The 19,805-nt window shown below is 61.3% G+C and carries 10 protein-coding genes; 7 read left to right on the plus strand and 3 right to left on the minus strand.

Annotation, left to right across the window (positions count from 1 at the left end; translation table 11 throughout):
- Window positions 1-95: 95 nt before the first annotated feature.
- The 3 genes from aroA to KIO76_RS04495 all read right to left on the minus strand — a co-directional run bounded on the left by aroA (window position 96) and on the right by KIO76_RS04495 (window position 3,088).
- Complete coding sequence (aroA, locus tag KIO76_RS04485) at window positions 96-1,349, minus strand: 3-phosphoshikimate 1-carboxyvinyltransferase (RefSeq protein WP_213321666.1); 1,254 nt, start codon at window positions 1,347-1,349, stop codon at window positions 96-98.
- A gap of 274 nt (window positions 1,350-1,623) precedes the next feature.
- Complete coding sequence (locus KIO76_RS04490) at window positions 1,624-2,019, minus strand: DUF2934 domain-containing protein (RefSeq protein ID WP_213321667.1); 396 nt, start codon at window positions 2,017-2,019, stop codon at window positions 1,624-1,626.
- 679 nt (window positions 2,020-2,698) lie between these two features.
- Window positions 2,699-3,088: a hypothetical protein gene (locus KIO76_RS04495; protein WP_213321668.1), complete on the minus strand. Its 390-nt coding sequence runs from the start codon at window positions 3,086-3,088 to the stop codon at window positions 2,699-2,701.
- A 600-nt stretch (window positions 3,089-3,688) separates the two neighbouring features.
- On the opposite strand from KIO76_RS04495, the gene KIO76_RS04500 reads away from it, so the two are divergent.
- From KIO76_RS04500 to treY, 7 genes are read left to right on the plus strand one after another with little or no spacing between them, the layout of a single operon-like run.
- Window positions 3,689-5,623, plus strand: coding sequence for an alpha-1,4-glucan--maltose-1-phosphate maltosyltransferase (locus KIO76_RS04500; protein WP_213321669.1), 1,935 nt, complete (start codon window positions 3,689-3,691; stop codon window positions 5,621-5,623).
- A gap of 1 nt (window position 5,624) precedes the next feature.
- Complete coding sequence (treS, locus tag KIO76_RS04505; RefSeq protein WP_213321670.1) at window positions 5,625-8,927, plus strand: maltose alpha-D-glucosyltransferase; 3,303 nt, start codon at window positions 5,625-5,627, stop codon at window positions 8,925-8,927.
- Entirely contained in the window at window positions 8,924-11,158 is a 2,235-nt protein-coding gene (gene glgB / locus KIO76_RS04510; RefSeq protein WP_249729484.1) for a 1,4-alpha-glucan branching protein GlgB, read from the plus strand. Before treS ends, glgB begins: the two co-directional genes overlap by 4 nt.
- A gap of 3 nt (window positions 11,159-11,161) precedes the next feature.
- Window positions 11,162-13,285, plus strand: a complete 2,124-nt coding sequence (glgX, locus tag KIO76_RS04515; protein WP_213321671.1) for a glycogen debranching protein GlgX — start codon at window positions 11,162-11,164, stop codon at window positions 13,283-13,285.
- A complete protein-coding gene (gene treZ, locus KIO76_RS04520; RefSeq protein ID WP_213321672.1) occupies window positions 13,282-15,063 on the plus strand; it encodes a malto-oligosyltrehalose trehalohydrolase in 1,782 nt (593 codons plus the stop codon). The genes glgX and treZ overlap by 4 nt, the downstream gene beginning before the upstream one ends.
- On the plus strand, window positions 15,060-17,165 hold the full coding sequence (gene malQ, locus KIO76_RS04525) for a 4-alpha-glucanotransferase (RefSeq protein WP_213321673.1): 2,106 nt from the start codon (window positions 15,060-15,062) through the stop codon (window positions 17,163-17,165). The genes treZ and malQ overlap by 4 nt, the downstream gene beginning before the upstream one ends.
- Window positions 17,162-19,792: a malto-oligosyltrehalose synthase gene (treY, locus tag KIO76_RS04530; RefSeq protein ID WP_213321674.1), complete on the plus strand. Its 2,631-nt coding sequence runs from the start codon at window positions 17,162-17,164 to the stop codon at window positions 19,790-19,792. Before malQ ends, treY begins: the two co-directional genes overlap by 4 nt.
- Window positions 19,793-19,805 lie beyond the last annotated feature (13 nt).

Below are 19,805 nucleotides of genomic sequence, written 5' to 3' on the forward strand. Positions count from 1 at the left end.
ACGTGGCGTTCCCCTGGGGCGTTAGGCCACATCTCAGCCAAGCTCTGCAAGCGGATGGCAGGGCAGAGCTTGCAAACAGCGCGCCGATTAAGGGCCTATTCCCCGTTTATCGACATCGCGACCCCGAGTGAACGGAGATCCCGCCAATAGGCCGGATACGTCTTATTCACGCAGTCCGGGTCCTTGATGGTCACGCCCGGCACCATCAAGCCTGCGAGAGCGAGGCTCATCGCGATCCGATGATCGGCGTAAGTTTCTATCTCCGCCGCCCGAAACCGCTCTGCTGGCATGGGCGTGACGAGCAAGTCATCGCCTTCCTCAACGGCTGATCCAGGGGCCAGTCGCGCAAGCTCGTTAGCGAGAGCTGCCACGCGGTCGCACTCCTTGACCCTGAGGTTTGCGATGCCCGTGAAGCGAACGGGTTCTCTGCAGAACGCAGCCAGTACCGCGAGGGTCGGAACCGCATCCTGCATCTGCGATCCCTCAATCACACGCGGCAGGTTCGGGAATTGATTGATCAAGGCATGGGCGCGTGCGTCAGGCTGGGTAAAGGCGCTCGCTGCCGTCCCGATATCGATGTCCCCGCCTGTCAGAACTTCTGCCGCCCACAGATACGTAGCGGCTGATGCGTCGGGTTCAATATGCATGTCAACGGCGCGATAGCCACCCGGCTGGACGACCCATGTGGTAGCACTGCGTTCCTCAACGCGGGCGCCGAAATGACGCATCGCTGCACAAGTGAGGTCGATATAGCCGCGCGCGCCGATGGCCTCGCCTTTGAGATTGACCTGGACCGGGCGCGATCCTCCTGCAGCCAACATCAACAGGGCGGAGATGTATTGGCTTGAAAGCCCCGCATCGACAGTGACGCTGTCTCCCTCAAACCCGCCGCGTCCGTCGATCGTGACCGGCGGGCAACCTGAAGGCGCTGTGGCAACGATCCCAAGCTGGCCAAGCGCCGCAACGAGAGGCGCAATGGGCCGCTTCTGCATATGTTCGTCGCCAGTGACAACGACAACGCCGTTCGCCAGGGCGGCGGCCGCAGTCAAGAATCGCGTGGCTGTGCCAGCGTTGCCCAAAAAGACCGGCTCAGACGGCGCTTTGAGTCCGCCCGCACCATGGACAACAAAACTTGTCGCGTCCGGCTCCTCGATCGCGACACCCATGCCCCTCAGAGCATTTGCCATATGCCGTGTGTCGTCGCTCTTCAACGCGCCGGTCAGATGGCTCGTTCCGTTGGATAGCGCGGCCAGAAGAAGCGCGCGATTGGTGATCGACTTTGACCCGGGCGGCGCAACGGCCCCGCGCAACGGGCGTTGAGGAGGGACCAAGGTCAGTGTCTTCGTCATCTGTTCTTCGCCTGCATACCAAATCGCGGCGCCAACCTGCCACGTCCGGGCTGACTAGAACACATGATTTTTGTCGCCGTCGCTTTAAGGAATCAATCGTTTCCTGACGCCCTGTGCCGACGGACCTTACCGGGAGCACGCTGCAGCTCACCACTGCAGCGCAATCCCAGAACGCGCGAAGCGAGCCAACCCTCCTCGCTCGCGTGTGAAGGCAAGAGGTACGCTCCGTCGGTGGTTTCATGCACGAAAGAAGAACGGGAAGGGCGGAGTCAGCTCAAAGCTCCGAAGGCGCGGCACGCGGGCGTTTCTTTCCACGTCTAGGCTCTTCCGCGCTGCGGACGTTCTGACCGCCTCCACCAGCTGGCTCTTCTGGATTCACGCCGTTCGTCGCCAAACCACCATCAGAGACAGGCTCTGGGCGGTGTGGGATTTGCATCTCGCCCTGGTCCGTCAAGGTGGGGAACTCGCCGGCGTTCGCAAGCGCTTCTATTGGCTCGGCTGCCTCCCTCTCAGCCGCCTCGACCGGCTTGAGCATTTCGGGGTGCCCTTCCTCGATCGCCACGATCTCCTTGGCCTGGAACCAGTGGCTCTCAGCACGCCCTTCCGGCCGGCCTTCCTCCTCCCAGAGTCGGTGGGCGCGCTCGCGGATGCGACGTTCTCGTTCGTCCATAATTTCCTCCGAACTTGGGTGCTGGAGGAACGCCTGTGAGAGGAGGATCGTTCCGAGCGGAAACGTACCGGCATCGCGGTCGGGGCGCTCTGCCGCGGCCGCACTTTTCATGCCTCACAACCCCGGACTGGCGTTTCACGGCCGCTTTACGCCCGAGATCTTCTCATTCCGCAAGGGCAATTCTCCGCGCCCTTGGCGCGCCTCAGGCCGCTTCGCTGCGGTCAGGCGGAACTTGTTCTGACGCTCGCGGTTCTCATGGCAGACGCGCATCGGGATCGATCACATCAGCAGACCTGGCACCATAAAATACACCTACCCTTCGCAGCCTTAAACCGGGGCAAACAGATATAATATGGCAGAGATCCCGATTGTTCCGTGCATTTATTATGTTCCGCCTGTATTTTTTTGCGACGAAAACATATCTGATAAGCTTTCTAAGCTCACATCAATGGGCTTTACGCACATATGTACGGCGCCGGTGTTCAAGACCGGACGTCGGGGCGATCCTTTTGTCGCCTCGAGTTTCGGCGTCGTCGCCGAGGAGATTGCCGAGCCAGGGTTGGAAAATACACCTGCAGCGTGGATCGAGAGAAAGGCCAAGACCTGCCGCGCTCACAAGCTTCAACTTCTCGTTGACGTAGTTGTTGGTCGTCTGGCGGACGACGCGCACATACCGGAGCTACATGAAAGTTTCACGCCCCATCGTGCCGACGTTATCGACCCGCGCCATCTGAGTAACTGCGGCGTCCGCGTTGCTCGGTGGGATGACGCTACGATCGAGGATCTCGTTGTCGCCTATTACGCCAAGATGCTGGCGCTCCTTCATGCAAGTGGCGCGGCGGGCTTCCGGTGCGTAAACGCCCCTGAAGTTCCCGCCCACGTCTGGACCCGGCTCATCGTGAGCACCAAGCAAGAGGCAGCAGACTGCATTTTCATCGCCGACGTTGCGGGCGCGCGGCCGGCTGCCATCGCCGAGCTTAAGGGGTGCGGCTTCGACATTGTCCAATCCTCGCTGGCGCGATGGGACTATCGCTCCGCCGATCTCGTCGCTTGGCAGCAAGCAAGCCATCAGGTTGCGCCGTTCTTATTGGCGGTGGAAACGCCATTCAGCCGTCGCCTTGCCGCGTCGGCCGGTGATGATTGGCTTTGCGCGGCGAAGCGAGCCCTCAGTGTCGCTGCGTTTGCCGGCGCGGGAATTATGGTGCCCCACGGCTTCCAACGAGGAACCACAATACCAATGGGTGGTCACAGCGAAGAGAATGCGGCGGTCCCGGAGGATCTAACCGGGGCGCTCTCTAAGATTTTGAGGAGCCTGAGAGAAGAGAATTATAACAGGCACGATGACTCGCTCCACGCAATGAGTGGCCCTGACGCGCCCGTGACGGTCCTCTTACGGGCGGATCAAGCTGCTCCGCGCGCAGCAAAGGAAGCGACGCTAATCCTTATTAACCCGGCCCTCGACCGCCCCGCCATTATCACAGCTGATAGCTTAGGACCTCTACCATCTACATCTCTCCAATACGTGGCTGACGACATCCACATCCCCGGGGCCGAGAGAATTAGCCTCGGGGCTGGGGCGGTGATGCGCCTGCGCTCGCAGCCCGCCCCGGCTGTCTTGTGTTCTCCAGCATCGGGCGCTGTGCAGCACGCGGGCCGGGCGCCCCGTATCGTGATCGAAAATGTGGCTCCGGCGGTGGACGGGGGTCGGTTTGCTGTCAAGCATATCCTCGGCTGTCCTATCAATGTGACGGCTGATCTTTTCCTAGACGGGCATGACAAGATTGCGGCTCGGATCCTTTGGCGCGCCCTCGACGATCCGGAGTGGCAAACTGCTCCGATGGCGCTCGTCGAGAACGACCGCTGGGAGGGCAGCTTCATTCCCACACGCCTAGGCCGCCACGTCTACACCATCGAGGCTTGGCGCGACGCCTATGCGTCCTGGCGCGACGAGGTGGAGAAGAAGCGCGCCGCGCGTCAGACACTCGACCTGGCACTCGCGGAGGGACTTCTCCATCTACGCGACGCATCTGCGAACGCTCGATCCACAGAAGGAGAGAAGCTTGCGGCGGCACTTGCGGCGGCTGAAGCCGAAGTCACGGCCGACGCAGCTGTCGATCGGCTTTTTGATCCCCATGTAGCCCGGCTAGCGGCCGCCTGTGACCCGCAGGAGCACCGGACGCGCTACCCTGTTGAAATACCGCTATTGATCGAGCGCCTAGGAGCCGCGTTTGCCAGCTGGTATGAGCTGTTTCCCCGCTCCGAGACCAGCGATGCACGGCAGCATGGGACGTTGCTCGGCGTCATCGGGCGCCTGCCCGCAATTCGGGATATGGGCTTCGACGTCCTATATTTTCCGCCGATTCACCCAATCGGTCGCAAAAACCGGAAAGGCCGCAATAACGCGCTGACAGCGGGCCCAGACGAGCCCGGCAGCCCCTATGCCATCGGCAGCGAAGACGGAGGGCACGACGCCATCCACCCCGAACTCGGCACACTTGAGGATTTCCGTCGATTGCGCGATGCAGCCGCCGCTCATGGCATCGAGCTGGCCCTTGATTTTGCAATCCAATGCTCGCCCGACCATCCGTGGCTGACGGAACATCCCGAATGGTTCGCCTGGCGGCCGGACGGAAGCATTCGTTATGCAGAGAACCCTCCGAAGCGCTATGAGGACATTGTCAATGTCGATTTCTACGCCGAGGGCTCCGTTCCAGCACTCTGGCTTGCGTTGCGTGATGTTGTGCTGACGTGGGCAGCAGAAGGCGTGCGCCTCTTCCGCGTCGACAATCCGCACACCAAGCCACTTCCGTTTTGGGAGTGGATGATCGCGGATGTGACGTCCCGCTACCCTGACGTGGTTTTCCTATCGGAAGCCTTTACAAAGCCAAAAATGATGTACCGACTGGCGAAGGTCGGATTCTCCCAGTCCTACACATACTTCACGTGGCGAAATGACAAAGGAGGCCTCACGGAATATTTGTCTGAACTCACTCAATCTCCTGTACGAGACTATTTCCGGCCGCATTTCTTCGTGAACACACCGGATATCAATCCGATATTTCTGCAGACATCCGGTCGGCCGGGCTTTCTCATCCGCGCAGCCCTGGCCACCACGTTGTCGGGCCTATGGGGCATGTATTCCGGATTTGAGCTGTGCGAAGCAGATCCATTACCGGGCAAGGAAGAATACCAGGACTCTGAGAAATACGAGATCAAGCCGCGGGATTGGCAAAAGCCAGGCAACATCATCGATGCAATCACACAGCTGAACCGCATTCGCAAAGCCAATCCGGCGCTGCGAACACATCTCGGGCTCAAGTTCTACAATGCCTTCGATGATCGCGTCATCTACTACGGCAAGGCAACGCCGGCCCGCGACAATGCCATCCTTGTCCTAGTAAACCTCGACCCATTTAACGCGAGGACGTTTTCATTCGAGCTTCCGCTGTGGGAATGGGGTCTCGGTGACAACGCCGCGCTGGCTATCGACGATTTGCTGAATGAGCGGACCTTTCTCCTGGAAGGCAAGTCGCAATGGATGACTCTCGACCCGCATCGTCAGCCCTACGCCATCTGGCGCGTTCGCCCGGCTGGAGGGCATTGACATGGCGAAACGCCGGAAAATTTCACCGCTTCCCTCCGATCCGCAGTGGTACAAGGACGCGATCATCTATCAACTTCATATCAAATCGTTTTTTGACGCCAATAACGACGGTGTCGGTGACTTTGCCGGGCTTATAAATAAGCTTGACTATATTGCAGGACTGGGGGTTACGGCGATATGGCTGCTCCCCTTCTATCCCTCGCCAAGACGTGATGACGGCTATGACATCGCTGCCTATCGCGACGTGCATACCGATTACGGCGTGATGGCAGATGTCAAACGGTTCATCGACGAAGCCCACGCACGTGGACTGCGCGTCATCACGGAACTCGTGATTAATCACACCTCGGATCAGCATCCGTGGTTCCAGAAAGCGCGCCACGCGAAGCCGGGCTCGGCTGCACGCAACTTCTATGTCTGGTCAGATAATGATCAAGCTTATGCCGGCACACGCATTATCTTTCTCGACACGGAGAAGTCGAACTGGACGTGGGATCCAATCGCTGGCGCTTATTACTGGCACCGTTTCTATTCTCATCAGCCTGACCTGAACTTCGACAACCCGCAGGTTGTGCGGGCCGTCCTCAGCGTGATGCGGTTTTGGCTTGATCTCGGCGTCGATGGCTTGCGCCTGGACGCGGTTCCTTATCTTGTGGAGCGTGAAGGCACCATCAACGAAAATCTGCCGGAGACGCATGCCATCCTGAAACGCATCCGCGCCGAACTCGACGCGAACTATCCCGACCGGATGCTTCTGGCGGAAGCGAACCAGTGGCCTGAAGATACACAGCAGTATTTCGGCGAGGGAGACGAATGCCATATGGCTTTCCACTTCCCGCTGATGCCGCGGATGTATATGTCTATTGCGCGCGAAGATCGATTCCCTATTACCGATATTCTGCGGCAAACTCCCGATATACCCGAAAATTGCCAATGGGCCATATTCCTGCGTAACCATGACGAGCTCACGCTTGAGATGGTGACCGATAGCGAACGCGACTACCTTTGGCAGGTCTACGCATCAGATAGACGGGCGCGCATCAACCTCGGCATCCGTCGGCGCCTTGCCCCCCTGCTCGAACGCGATCGCCGCCGCATCGAGCTGATGAATGCCCTTCTCCAATCCATGCCCGGTACTCCCGTGATCTACTATGGAGATGAGATTGGAATGGGCGACAACATCCATCTCGGGGATCGCGATGGAGTGCGCACGCCGATGCAGTGGTCTGCCGATCGCAATGGAGGTTTCTCGCGCGCAGACCCTGAGCAGCTCGTTCTGCCGCCGATCATGGATACGCTCTATGGTTTCGAGGCGATAAATGTCGAAGCGCAGAATAGGGATCCGCATTCTCTGCTGAATTGGATGCGACGAATGCTCGCGACTCGCCGCAAGCATGCTGCTTTCGGCCGTGGAACTCTCCGGTTTCTCTATCCGCGCAATCGCAAGATCCTGGCCTATTTGCGCGAATATCAAGATGAGACTATCCTGTGCGTAGCCAACCTATCCCGGTCGCCCCAAGCGGTCGAGCTCGATCTGTCTGCCTTTGCCGGTCGCATTCCGGTGGAGATGACCGCCGACTCGGTCTTCCCACCCATTGGGCAACTAACTTACCTACTGACCCTCCCGCCGTTTGGCTTCTATTGGTTCTTGCTCGCAACGGAGACTAACTTGCCCTCCTGGCATGTGCCCGCACCCGAGCCGCTCCCCGAATTCGCGACGATCGTCCTGCGCCGAGGGCTGGATGAGCTTCTCGACAAGCAGAACCGCCGCGTTCTCGAGACGGAATCGCTGCCCGCCTATCTTCAGAAGCGTCGTTGGTTTGCAGGCAAGGACGAGGCAATCGTCAAGGTCGAAATCGCATCGCTCGCAGCCTTGCCGAAGATTCCTGATGCGGTCGTGACCGAGATTGATGTGACGACCGCAAAGGGAACGGCGCGTTATCTACTGCCAATAGGTATCGTCTGGGAGGAGGAAACTTCGGCACCACTGCCTCAGCAACTCGCTCTAGCACGTTTGAGGCGAGGCAGACGCGTCGGTTATCTCACGGATGCCTTCGTCCTTGAGCCGTTCATCCGGAGTATGGTGACGGCGCTGATTGAAGGAAGGCAAGCTGTTCTCGGTGATGGAGAAATTCGCTTTATTCCAGCGCCACGACTCGCGGAGATTGATATTCCGGCTGATGCACCGTTGAACTGGCTTTCCGCAGAACAATCGAACAGTTCAGTCATTGTCGGCGACACACTTGTAGCCAAGCTTATCCGTCGACAGCAGCCAGGAATTCATCCTGAAGCCGAGATGAATCGCCACCTGACCGAGCTCGGCTTCAGGAACTCTGCACCGTTGCTCGGTGAAGTTGTCAAGAAGTGGGGCGATAACGAAGAGCAGTCCGCAACCACCGCGATCGTGCAGGGCTTCATTCGGAACCAAGGTGATGGCTGGCATTGGACGCTTGATTTCATCAAGCGCAATTGCGATGAAGCCGTTCGAGACGAGAGCATGACCGACGAGGAATTGCTCAAGCCGTACCGCGTCATGGCCGCAGCACTGGGCCGGGCACTCGCAGAAATGCACGATTTGCTGGAGCGTCCCAGCGAGGACCCCGCCTTTGCGCCCACATCGGTCGACGAGGATGCAGCGGCAACTTGGGCGGCCGCCGTGAGCGCTCAGATCGAGAAAGCCTGCGCCATCATCGCATCCAAGAAGGATTGGGTAAACGAGGAGGACCGGCTTCGCGGGGAGCGGGTTGTGGCACTTCGCGCGCGGCTCTTGGAGAAAGCGGAGACACTGGCAAAGGCGGGTATCGGCACCCAACAAACCCGCATCCATGGTGATTTCCACCTGGGCCAAGTTCTGATCGCGCAAAACGACGTCTTTATCGTGGATTTCGAAGGCGAACCCAGTCGCAGCCTGGTCGAACGGCGCGCGAAGGCAAGCCGGTTCCGCGACGTCGCGGGGCTCCTGCGCTCATTCGACTACGTGGCGGCGGTGGCGGCACGGACAGAACTTCGCGGTGAGTCAACGGATGCGCGTAAACGCGCATTCATCGAAAAGTTCCGGGACATATCGCATACAACCTTCTTAAGGGCCTATCACCGCGTCGAGATAGACGTGGATGTGGATCAGGCTCAGCCGATCGGCACCACCTCGGAAGCAGACCTCATCGATCTCTTTACACTGGAGAAGGCTGCTTATGAGGTTTGCTATGAGGCGGCCAACCGTCCGGCCTGGATCGACATCCCGCTTCACGCACTCGCGGCACTCGCCGCCCGGCTCGCCGAAAACCGGGTGCAGGAGCACGCATGATGTTTGAGGAGGTTCCCTTGTCTCCCGAGCGCGCCGGCCACCCTCTTCTTCACGTCGATGAGGCCACCATCCATGCGCTCGCGCAAGGCCGCCTTGCCGATCCGTTTTCCGTACTCGGCCCGCATGGGTCAGGCGAGGAGCGGATTGTCCGTGCCTTCATGCCGGGCGCGCGCGCGGTCACTGTCGTCGCTCGTGACGGCCAGCCCCTTGCCTCGCTCGCAGCCCCCGATCACCCTGCACTCTTCGTCGGCTTCGTCGGCGACACGACCCCTTACAATCTGCGCGTCACATGGCCCGGGGCCGCAGGCGATGTCGTGGACGAGCGCGCCGACCCCTATTCCTTTGGCCCGGTGCTGGGCGACCTAGATCTGCACCTGATTGCGGAGGGCCGTCATCGTTCCCTCTGGGAAGCCCTGGGATCGCATCCGCGCGTGATGGATGGGGTTGATGGTGTTTCCTTTGCAGTGTGGGCCCCTAACGCCATGCGCGTTTCTGTCGTCGGGGATTTCAACGCCTGGGACGGGCGCCGCCACCCGATGCGCCTGCGCCACGCCGCTGGAGTGTGGGAGATCTTCATTCCGGCGCTGCGCTCAGGCGAACGCTACAAGTATGAGATTGTTGCAAGCAACGGCAATGTCCTGCCCCTGAAAGCCGATCCGATCGCCTTGGCGACGGAACCGCCGCCCGCTACGGCTTCGGTCGTGCCGGCCAAGGCTGTTAATGCCTGGACTGATGCCGAATGGATGGCGGCCCGCGCTGCTCGGCACCGGCCCGATGCGCCCATCGCGATCTATGAAGTGCATTCGGCTTCTTGGCTGCGTGATGAAGACGGAGGCGTGCCGGACTGGGACGACCTGGCGGAGCGGCTCGTGCCCTATGTTGTCGAGATGGGTTTTACCCATGTCGAGCTCATGCCAGTTATGGAACACCCCTTCGGCGGCTCATGGGGGTACCAGCCACTCGGCCTCTTCGCGCCAACCGCGCGGCATGGTGCAACCGAGGGCTTCGCACGTTTCGTGGATGCCTGCCACCGTGCCGGGATCGGCGTCATCCTGGACTGGGTACCCGCCCATTTTCCCTCGGACGTCTATGGTCTCGCGCAATTTGACGGGACCGCACTCTATGAACATTCCGATCCGCGAGAGGGATTCCACCAGGATTGGAATACGTTGATCTACAATCTCGGCCGGCGGGAGGTGGCGGGTTTCCTCGTAGCCAGCGCCCTCTTCTGGCTGCAGCGCTTTCATGTGGATGGTCTGCGTGTCGATGCGGTGGCATCCATGCTTTACCGCGACTACAGCCGGGGGCCGGGGCAGTGGGTGCCAAATATCTACGGTGGGCGGGAGAACCTGGAAGCCGTCGCCTTTCTCAAGCACCTCAACGAGGTGATCGCGGAGGTCTGTCCCGGGACGATGACGATCGCCGAGGAATCCACGGCCTGGCCGGGTGTCTCGAAGCCGGTGGCCGAGGGTGGGCTGGGCTTCTCCTACAAATGGAACATGGGGTGGATGCACGATACACTTCAGTATATCGAGCGCGACCCCGTTTACCGCAGCTACCATCATGACGAGATCGGTTTCGGCCTCGTCTATGCCTTCTCAGAAAAATTCGTTCTCCCCCTGTCCCATGACGAGGTGGTGCACGGCAAACGCTCCCTCCTCGGCAAGATGCCCGGCGATCGGTGGCAGCGTTTCGCCAATCTCCGGGCCTACTTCGGCTTCATGTGGAGCCATCCCGGCAAGAAGCTCCTGTTCATGGGCGGCGAGATCGCCCAGGAACGCGAGTGGAACCATGATCGCGCTATCGACTGGGATTTGCTCGCTGAGCCGGAGCACGGCGGCATACAGCGTCTGGTGCGGGATCTGAACCGCGTCTATCGCGCCGAACGTGCCTTGCACGAACGCGACAGTGAGGGCGCGGGCTTCCGGTGGATCGTGGGCGACGACCGCAAGAACAGCGTTTTCGCTTTCCTACGGACTGGTCGTGAGGGGCGTCCGGTTCTGGTCGTCATCAATATGACTCCTGTGCCCCACGCGGACTATCATGTCGGTGTGCCGCAAGGAGGCCGCTGGGCCGAGATCCTCAATAGCGACGCTGCGATCTATGGCGGCAGCAACATGGGTAATGCCGGTGGCGTCGAGGCCAACCGACAGCCAAGCCACGGCGAGCCCTTCTCGCTGTCGCTCACAATTCCGCCCCTCGCCACGATCCTTCTCACACCGGATACTTAGCCCATGCCGACACCGCCCCATCGCCTGCAGCCCGGATCGCCTTACCCGCTTGGAGCCACTTGCGATGGTCTCGGCGTGAACTTCGCGGTGTTCTCGGCCAATGCCGAGCGGATTGATCTCTGCCTCTTCGATCCGTCCGGCCGGCGCGAAATCGCGCGGATGACGCTGCCGGAATGCACCGACCAGGTATTCCATGGCTACCTGCCGCTGGCCCGCGCGGGCCTTCTCTACGGTTACCGCGCCTATGGACCCTACGAGCCTCGACGAGGACACCGCTTCAATCATCACAAACTACTGCTTGACCCCTATGCACGTGCCATTGCCGGTCAGGTGCGCTGGTCAGATGCGCTTTTTGGCTACCGGTTGAATTCAAATCGCGCGGATCTGTCGTTCGACCGTCGCGACAGCGCAGCCGCGATGCCGAAGGCCATCGTCACCGACGAAGCAGGTATGCTGTCTGTGCCGAACGCCCGTTCTGGGCGCGCGTCTCCAGCAGTGCCTTGGCCGGAAACGGTGATCTACGAGGCCCATGTGAGGGGTCTTACAATCCAACGGGAGGATATCCGTCCTCACGAGCGCGGCACCTTCGCCGCCTTGGCAGAGCCTGCCATCATCGAACATCTCGTCAAACTCGGCGTCACGACGATTGAACTCCTGCCGGTCCATGCGTTTCTGCAGGATCGACACCTTCTCGAAAAGGGGCTCAGGAACTACTGGGGCTACAATACGCTGTCGTTCTTCGCGCCCGAGCCTCGCTATCTCTCTGACGGGTCGCGTGAGGAACTGCGCATGGCAGTCAACCAACTCCACGCTGCCGGTATCGAGGTGATCCTGGACGTCGTCTACAATCACACCTGCGAAGGCAGCGAGCTCGGTCCGACGTTATCGTTCCGCGGCCTCGACAACGCCAGCTATTACAGGCTCGTCAGCGGAGATGAGCGCCATTGCATCAACGATACGGGAACCGGTAATACTTTGAACCTGTCCCATCCGCGCGTGCTGCAGATGGTGATGGATTCTTTGCGTTACTGGGCAACCTTTTATGGCATTGACGGTTTCCGGTTCGATCTCGGCTCGACGCTCGGGCGGGAGCCGAGTGGCTTCGATCCTGGCTCGGGGTTCTTTGACGCGCTCCGTCAAGATCCGATACTCTCGACAAAGAAACTGATCTCGGAGCCGTGGGACATAGGTCCCGGAGGGTATCAACTCGGAAACCACCCTCCCGGCTTTGCCGAGTGGAATGACCGCTATCGTGATGGCGTGCGTCGCTTCTGGCGAGGCGACCCGGGTTGGCGCGGAGATCTCGCCGCACGTCTTTCAGGATCCGGCGAGATCTTTGACCGCAACGGCAGAGCACCCTGGGCCTCAGTCAACTTCCTTACCGCACATGACGGCTTCACACTTGAAGATACGGTGAGCTTCAACGAACGTCACAATGAGGCCAATGGGGAAGATAACAATGATGGCCACTCGGAGAACTATAGCAACAACTGGGGAGCAGAGGGCGAGACTGACAAAGACGACATCGTGAAGGTCCGGCAGAAGGTCAAACGCGCGATGCTCACCACGCTGTTTGCTTCACATGGCACACCCATGCTGCTTGGGGGAGATGAATACGGACGTACACAGGGTGGCAACAACAACGCCTATTGTCAGGACAACGCTACGTCCTGGCTCGACTGGTCTCTCGCCATGACACCACAAGGACAGAGCCTGCAGACTTTTGTCTCACGGCTGATCGCCCTACGGCGCGATTACCCTGTGATGCGCTGCAAGAGCTTCTTACATGGCCGCTCTGAACCGGTAACCGGCTTGGCTGATATCTCCTGGTTCGATGAACGTGGCGACGGGATGACGCCGGAGGCCTGGAACGATCCCGAAGGCCGGCGTCTGCACCTGCGCCGCGCCAACCGGGATGCAAGCGGCCTGATCGAGGTCGTGTCTCTGTTGATCAACGGCTCCGCTGAGGATGCCCTCTTCACACTCCCACCCCCGACTTTGCATTGGCACTGCCTGATCGATAGCGCCGAACCCGAGCGCAACGCGACCGACGATATCGGAGAGGGTCTCACCGTAGCAGCTTACAGTGCCGTTATCCTGGGAACGCGGTTTGGAGATCACCCATGAGCAGAGGTGAAGGTTTCACAGGCGCTCCGTCATTTGGCCCGACCGTGGCCGGTAGGGAGACCCGCTTTAGCCTCTGGGCGCCGGGCGCTGAGAAAGTGGATCTGGTGATCGATGGTCAGCCGCCTATCGCGATGGCCTCATCGGACGGCTGGTGGTGCTGCACCGCCGATGTGGGACGTGATACGGCCTATATGTACCGCTTGGCCGATGGTACATCCGTTCCCGACCCTGCTTCGCGAGCTCAGCGCGACGACGTGCACGGTCCAAGCGTCGTGGTCGACCCGGGCGCTTATCACTGGCAGTATCCGGACTGGTCGGGACGCCCGTGGGAAGACGTCGTGCTCTACGAGCTCCATCCCGGCCTCATGGGCGGTTACGCCGGGGTGGCCGAGCATCTGCCGAAGCTCAAGGAACTCGGCATAACGGCGGTCGAGCTGATGCCGATCGCGGATTTTCCGGGAAGGCGCAACTGGGGCTACGACGGCGTTCTCCCGTTTGCGCCGGACGCCGCCTATGGCACACCGGCCGATCTCAAGCGGCTCATCGATCGGGCGCACGAGCTTGAGATGATGATGTTTCTCGACGTCGTCTACAATCATTTCGGTCCGGATGGGAATTACCTTGCCGCCTATGCGCCGCAATTCTTTCGGAATGACATTGCTACGCCGTGGGGCGCCGCGATTGACTTCCGGCGACCGGAAGTGCGTAAGTATTTCACAGATAACGCTCTGTATTGGCTAACGGAATATCGTTTTGATGGCCTGCGCTTCGATGCCGTGCATGCCATCACGGAACCGGACTGGCTGGACGAGATGGCCGCCACTGTAAGGCGAACCATCGAGCCCGGCCGTCATGTGCATCTTGTGCTCGAGCATGACGGCAATATTGCTTCACATCTTACGGGCGATTTCGACGCGCAGTGGAACGACGACGCGCACCATGTCATGCATGTACTTCTGACTGGGGAAACCAGCGGATACTATTCTGACTATAGTGAAGCGCCCGCCGCCAAGTTGGCACGCGCCCTGTCCGACGGCTTCATCTATCAGGGCGAGCCCTCTCCGCATCGCGGCGGCGAGAGGCGCGGCACACCAAGTGGCATGCTGCCGCCGTCAGCCTTCGTGTTCTTCCTGCAAAATCACGATCAGATCGGCAACCGCGCCTTCGGCGAGCGCCTGACAACCTTGGCCGATCCCCAAAGCCTGAAGGCCGCAATCGCTCTCCAGCTTCTGTCACCGCAGATCCCTCTGATCTTCTTGGGGGAAGAATACGGCAGTGAAGCGCCCTTCCTATTCTTCACGGATCATAATCCGGAATTGGCTGGCGCCGTCCGCGAGGGCCGTCGCCGCGAGTTCGCGGCTTTCGCTGCTTTCGCGAACGCCGACGTGGAGGCTTTGCCTGATCCCAATGCCATCGGCACATTTGAGCAATCGCGCCCCGTCGCACCCGATGAGACGCGTGGTACGGAGACCTTCGCGTTCTACCAAAACCTGCTCGATCTGCGGCGCCGCCACGTGGTTCCTGGCATCCGCGGCGCCCACTCCACAGGAGCACAGGCGCTGGGCGATGCAGCCGTCATCGCCTCTTGGCGTCTTGGAACCGGACATGACCTGACGATCGCCTGTAATCTCGGCGTCGATCCCATACCTCTCGTGCCGATATCGGGAGACGTCATTTTCGCCAGCGATCCGGGCATGACGACGGAAGTCGCAGCCGGACGTCTTCCCCCTCGCGCCACGATCGCCGCACTTGGCCCTGCGGGAGCCATGGAGAGATGAGCCCGGCGGCGACCTCCGATCTCCGCTCGCTGGCGAAGGCGGCCGGTATCGCGGTTGAGTGGACAGATGCGTTCGGAAAGCGCCAGACCGTCAAGCCGGATACCCTGCGTCATCTCTTGTCGGCTCTCGGCCTTGCCGCGCGGACACCTGCCGAGATCGCGGCCAGCAACAGCCACCTGCGGCGGGCCGCGCGCGCAGCGCCGACCTTGGTAACGGGAGACGTCGGCAAGCCGCTCCCCTTGCCGCCAGGCTTGAAACACGCCGATGCAGAGACAGTGCCATTCGAGATCGTTCTCGAGAACGGTCACGTGCTGCGGGGACGAGGATCCGTCATCCCGCCGATAGACCTGCCGGGCTATCACAAACTTCGTTGCGCCGATCACGAGGTGACGCTTGCCATCGCGCCGAGCCGGTGCACCACGGTTGAGGATCTCGCCGGCTCGGGCCCCCGGTGGGGAATGGCGGCGCAGCTCTACGGCTTACGGCGCGACACCTCCGTGAAAATCCCCGTCGGCAATGGTGGCATCGGCGATTTCGGGGATTTGGCCGATCTCGCCGGAGTAGTGGCTGACGCGGGCGGAGAGGCCGTTTCAATCGGGCCCGTGCACGCGCTTTTCACCGCCGATCCAAGCCGAACCAGCCCCTATGCCCCTTCCAGCCGGCTGTTCCTCAATGCCCTTCATGCCGATCCGGTAGCAATCGCAGACCTTGCTCGCGTGGAGGCCGCGCTCGATCATGCCGACGTGCGGTTGGTCATGGCGCGAAACAACGAAGGCCGCCTGATCGACTGGCCTTCGGCTGCCAGGGCCAAGCTGGCGTTCCTTCGCGCTCTCAAATCAGTCATGGCGGCTGATCTCGCGCCCGGCGGTGCACTCGCCGATGACTTCGCGGCATTTCTTGCTCGCGGCGGCCAGCCGCTGCGCGATCATGCCGTCTTCGAGACCCTGCACGCCGCTTGCCTGAAGAACGATCCGCAAGCCCACCATTGGCGACAATGGCCAGCGGACTTTCATGATCCGGGGAGCAAGGCCGTTGCCGCCTTTGCGGAGGCACAGGCCGAGGACGTCTCCTTCCATCTGTTCTTGCAGTGGCTCGCGGACAAGAGCCTCGCCCGGGCCCAGGCCGCGGCACGGGATGCAGGCCTCGGGATCGGCGTCATATGCGATCTCGCCATCGGCACCGATGGCGGGGGCAGCTATGCCTGGGCCCATCGCGATGATGTCATGGCGGGGGTCAGCGTTGGCGCGCCGCCTGATCTGTTCAATCAACTTGGGCAGGACTGGGGATTGACGGCCTTGTCGCCGCGAACGCTGGCGGCCCGCGATTTCGCGCCTTTCCTGGACACCCTGCGCGCCAGCATGCGGCATGCTGGTGGCCTGCGCATCGACCATATCCTCGGCCTCGCTCGCTTGTGGCTCGTTCCTGACGGCGCAACGCCGGATGAAGGCGCCTATCTCACCTATCCTCTCGCCACCATGCTGCGGCTCGTCGCGCTCGAATCATGGCGTCATCAAGCCATTGTCATTGGCGAGGATCTCGGCACCGTCCCCCCCGGCCTGCGCGAGTCCCTACATGACATCAGCCTTCTGGGAATGCGCGTGCTGTGGTTCGAAAGGGGCGAAAAGGCCTTCAAGCCTGCTCGCTCCTGGCCGCGGACGGCCGCAGGGATGACCACGACGCATGATCTCCCCACGGTCGCGGGCTGGTGGGCGAGTCGTGACATCGACTGGCGTGAGAAGCTGTCGCTCTTCGGACACCATACTTCGGCCGCCACGGAGCGGACGGCGCGGGACGCGGACCGGGAAGCGCTGTGGTCTGCTTTCGCAAAGCAGGGGCTCGTCACGGGCGAAAAGCCTCCGCCCGAGATGCCGGAGCCAGTTGTCGATGCGGCCATCGACTTCGTCGCGGACACCCCGGCGGACTTGGTTCTGATCCCGCTCGAGGACATCCTCGGGGAGACCGAGCAACCCAACCTCCCCGGCACCGTGGCCGAACATCCCAATTGGTGCCGACGCTTGCCTGTCGCCACGCGAAAGCTCGCTAAACAGCCGGCCGCAGCGCGACGCCTGCGCAGCCTGTCAAGGAAAAGGGGCAAGCCATGAAGGGAAACAGCAAAACCTATCCCCGCGCCACGATGCGCCTGCAACTTCACGGAGGCTTTACCTTCGATGACGCCGTCAGGATTGTGCCCTACATGGCCGAACTCGGTATCAGCCACCTCTATACATCGCCGTTACTAACCGCGCGTCCGGGCTCCATGCATGGCTACGACGTGGTCGATCCGACCACGATCAATCCCGAGCTCGGGGGAGAGCCCGGCCTCCTACGCCTGGTCGGGACGCTGCGCAGTCACCATATGGGTCTCATCGTCGATAGCGTGCCCAACCATATGGGTGTGGGGCGGGATAATGTCTGGTGGATGGACGTCCTGACCTTGGGGCTTGAGAGCGAGTACGCGCGCTTCTTCGACATTGACTGGGACGCAAGCGCTCGCGTCATCCTGCCAATCCTGGGGGATACGCTCGACAACTGCATTGACCGCGGCGAAATCGAACTTGTCCTCGACGCCGAAAGTAACGCGATAGCTGTGGCCTATGGCGAGCATCATTTTCCGCTGTCGCCGAGCAGCACCTCCGGCTCCTCCAAGTCGCCCCCTCCTGTGGGGCCGACGACCCCGACAGCCTCCGGTCTGCGCGCGCTGCTCGCCCGGCAACATTATGAGCTGGTGTTCTGGCGCGAAGCGGCGACGCGGCTGAACTGGCGCCGGTTCTTCGACATCAACGAGCTCGTCGCCGTGCGGGTCGAGGATCCGGTCGTCTTCGAAGCCACCCACGCGACCTTGTTCAGGCTCTATGCCGAGGGAGTGATCGATGGGCTGCGCATCGACCATATCGACGGCCTGACCGATCCATTGGGGTATTGCCGCGCCCTGCGCCAGCGCCTCGAGGCTTTGGAAGCGCGGCGTCCGCCAGATGCGCCGCATGGCAACTACGTCATCGTCGAGAAGATCCTGGCCGAGCGTGAAGACCTCCCCCAGAGTTGGGGCGTCGACGGCTCGACAGGCTATGACTTCATGGATGAAGTCGGGTCGTTCTTGCACGATACGACTGGAGAACTGGCGCTCACACGCCTCTGGCAGGAGGCGAGCGGACGCACGCCCGACTTCCACGCGGAGGAACGCGGGGCCCGGGCTGAATTGTTGGAAGGAAGCCTGCGGCCGGAGTTCGAACGCGCGGTTGCCGCCCTCATGGATGTGGCGCAAGGCAGCCACGCCGTCTCCGGAAGCGAGGGGATCAACAACGAGGCGATAGCGGCTGCATTGAGAGCGCTCGTCACGAATTTCCCGGTTTATCGCACCTATGCCGGCGCGGCAGGCCGTCCGGAGCACGATGCCTGGGCCATGGAAGAGGCGCTTGCTGCTGCGCGGACCTCCTGTTCGGGAGATGCCGCGGCTCGCTTGATGGAGATTGACCATTGGCTTGGCGGCGAGGCCCCGAATGCAGTTGGATCGGCGGACGAGCGTGACAAGCGGACCAAGGCTATCCAGCGGTTCCAGCAATTGACTGCGCCGTTAGCCGCGAAGTCCGTGGAGGACACGGCGTTCTACCGATACGGCAGGCTCCTCTCGCGCAACGAGGTGGGATCGAACCCGGGTCTGTTCGCCCGGGATGCCGAAGCGTTCCTCGCAAGTGCCCAGCGCCGCGGGCGGAATTATCCCGGTGCCATGCTGGCGACCGCGACCCATGACCACAAGCGCGGCGAGGATGTACGCGCGAGGCTTGCGGTGCTCTCCGAATGCGCTGAGGAATGGGCGGCGCAGGTCCGTGCATGGCGGGATGGCCACAGCGCGTTACGTGCGCGGGTAGGGGCAACCTGCGACGCGGGCGAAGACCTGATGCTATATCAGATGGTCATCGGCGCATGGCCCTATGACCTACGCGCGGATGACCACGATGGCCTGCGGCTGTTTGCCGAACGGCTGGCTGGGTGGCAGGAGAAAGCGCTGCGTGAAGCCAAGCTGCGCACGAGCTGGACATCGCCCGACGCGGCCTATGAAGGCGCGCAACGGCAGTTCCTGTTCATGCTGCTCGATCCGGCGCAATGCGACTTCGCGGAAGAAGCCGAAGCCTTCGCCGCGCACATCGCACCGGCCGGTGCCGTCAACGGGCTTGCTCAAACCCTGCTGCGCCTGACGCTACCGGGTGTCCCTGACACCTATCAAGGCACGGAGTTCTGGGACTTTAGCCTTGTCGATCCGGACAATCGCCGTCCCGTCGACTTCGCCGCGCGCCAAGCTGCGCTCATGACCTTGTCGACGGCGTCCGACCGCGCTGCCCACTGGAAAGATGGCCGTGTCAAACAGGCTATCGTGGCGCTCGCGCTGCGCGCAAGGGCGGCCCAACCCCAGCTCTTCGCGCGGGGCACCCTGGAGCCGCTCCGCGCAACCGGACCATGCTCCACCCAGATCTTTGCGTTTAGTCGTCAAGGCGACCACGACTCTGCCATCACCATAGTGACCAGAGCTGCGTTTCCGCTGCTCAGCAGTTCACCCCACATTCCCGTTGAGAGATTGGCAGGAACACGCCTATCGTTCCCGCCAGCGCTCAGAGGCCGTTACCATGAGGTACTATCCGGTCGGCACGTGGAGATCTCGGCCCAGGTCGATCTCTCCGACGTCCTGATCGAATTGCCCATCGCCCTGCTCGTGAAAGACCCGCCGCCGCCGTAGAGTCGCGGGGAAG

The sequence above is a fragment of the Chelatococcus sp. YT9 genome (genome assembly GCF_018398315.1).
GTDB lineage: Bacteria > Pseudomonadota > Alphaproteobacteria > Rhizobiales > Beijerinckiaceae > Chelatococcus.

Bases quoted from the DNA above. Each gene is read 5' to 3' on its own strand.
- treZ (WP_213321672.1), top strand. From the start codon at position 13,282: ATGAGCAGAGGTGAAGGTTTCACAGGCGCTCCGTCATTTGGCCCGACC.
- glgB (WP_249729484.1), top strand. From the start codon at position 8,924: ATGATGTTTGAGGAGGTTCCCTTGTCTCCCGAGCGCGCCGGCCACCCT.
- treY (WP_213321674.1), top strand. From the start codon at position 17,162: ATGAAGGGAAACAGCAAAACCTATCCCCGCGCCACGATGCGCCTGCAA.
- KIO76_RS04495 (WP_213321668.1), bottom strand. From the start codon at position 3,088: ATGGCTTGCTTGCTGCCAAGCGACGAGATCGGCGGAGCGATAGTCCCA.
- treS (WP_213321670.1), top strand. From the start codon at position 5,625: ATGGCGAAACGCCGGAAAATTTCACCGCTTCCCTCCGATCCGCAGTGG.
- glgX (WP_213321671.1), top strand. From the start codon at position 11,162: ATGCCGACACCGCCCCATCGCCTGCAGCCCGGATCGCCTTACCCGCTT.
- aroA (WP_213321666.1), bottom strand. From the start codon at position 1,349: ATGACGAAGACACTGACCTTGGTCCCTCCTCAACGCCCGTTGCGCGGG.
- malQ (WP_213321673.1), top strand. From the start codon at position 15,060: ATGAGCCCGGCGGCGACCTCCGATCTCCGCTCGCTGGCGAAGGCGGCC.
- KIO76_RS04490 (WP_213321667.1), bottom strand. From the start codon at position 2,019: ATGGACGAACGAGAACGTCGCATCCGCGAGCGCGCCCACCGACTCTGG.